The sequence below is a fragment of the Mycolicibacterium novocastrense genome, assembly GCF_001499835.1.
Taxonomy (GTDB): Bacteria; Actinomycetota; Actinomycetes; order Mycobacteriales; family Mycobacteriaceae; genus Mycobacterium; species Mycobacterium novocastrense.
On record NZ_LQIH01000058.1, the window covers coordinates 1 to 1,430 of the forward strand.

Consider the following 1,430-nt stretch of genomic DNA (forward strand, 5'->3'; position numbering starts at 1 on the left):
TATCCCGACAGGTTGAAGTTGCCGTTGGAACCGTAGATGGACAGTGACACCAGCAAGGTGACCGACACGACGACCACCAGCGAGGTGCGCACCGCGTTACCGACCGCGACCCCCACACCCGAAGGACCGCCGGAGGCAAAGTAGCCGAAGTAGGTGTGAATCAACAAGATCGTGATCGCCATCAGCACCGCCTGAAGAAACGACCACAACAAATCGATCGGATTCAAAAACGTGTCGAAATAGTGGTCGTACAGCCCGCCGGACTGACCGAACAACACCACCGTGGTGAACTGGCTGGCCACAAAGCTCAAAATCACCGCAATCGAGTACAGCGGGGTGATCGCCACCATCCCCGCGATCAGCCGGGTCGACACCAGATACTCGATCGGCCGGATCGCCATCGACTCGAGTGCGTCGATCTCCTCGTTGATGCGCATCGCGCCCAACTGCGCGGTCACCCCGGCCCCGAACGTGGCCGCCAGCCCGATCCCGGCCACCACCGGTGCGGCGATACGTACGTTGATGAACGCCGCCAAAAACCCCGTCAGCGCCTCGATACCGATATCGCCCAACGACGAATACCCCTGCACCGCCAGCGTGCCACCGGCAGCCAACGTCAAAAAGCCCACGATCGCGACCGTGCCACCGATCATCGCCAACGTGCCCGCGCCCATGGAGATCTCAGCGATCAACCGCACGATCTCCTTGCGGAAATGCACTGCCGCATGCGGGACCCCTGCCAGCGCCCGCAGATAAAACAACATGTGATCGCCGATGCGGCCGAGAAAGTCGACCGGCCGCTGGGCCTCACGGCTCAAGCGCGGATACGTCGTGCGCAAAATCGTTGCGGTGCCCATGATATGCCGTTAGCCCGTGGTCATTCGGATACCGATGGCGGTGACGACCACGTTGATCACGAACAACGCCATGAACGCATACACCACCGTCTCGTTGACCGCGTTACCGACCGCCTTGGCTCCACCACCGGTGATCGTCAACCCGCGAAAACACGCCACCAACCCCGCGATCAACCCGAACAACGCCGCCTTCACACACGAAATGATCACCTCAGGCACCCCGGTCAACAACGTGATCCCCGCAGCGAACGCACCCGGATTCACATCCTGGATGAACACCGAAAACGTGTAACCCCCCAAAATCCCGATGATCACCACCAAACTGTTGAGCAACAACGCCACCAGACCCGAGGCCAACATGCGCGGGGTCACCAACCGCTGCACCGGGTTGATGCCCAACACCTCCATCGCATCGATCTCCTCGCGGATCGTGCGCGACCCCAGATCGGCACACATCGCCGTCGCGCCCGCACCGGCCACGATCAACACCGTCACGATCGGGCCCACCTGGGTCACCGCACCAAACGCGGCCCCCGCCCCCGACAAATCCGCAGCACCCAACTCGCGCAACAA

At 61.7% G+C, this 1,430-nt stretch carries 2 protein-coding genes; both read right to left on the reverse strand.

All coding sequences use genetic code 11. From position 1 onward, the window contains the following. Positions 1-857 (reverse strand): MlaE family ABC transporter permease (locus tag AU072_RS24420; protein ID WP_064416157.1); only part of this gene is annotated, 857 nt, incomplete at its 3' end. 9 nt (positions 858-866) lie between these two features. Beyond that, on the reverse strand, positions 867-1,430 hold a 564-nt coding region (locus AU072_RS24425; protein ID WP_064416158.1), incomplete at its 5' end, for an ABC transporter permease.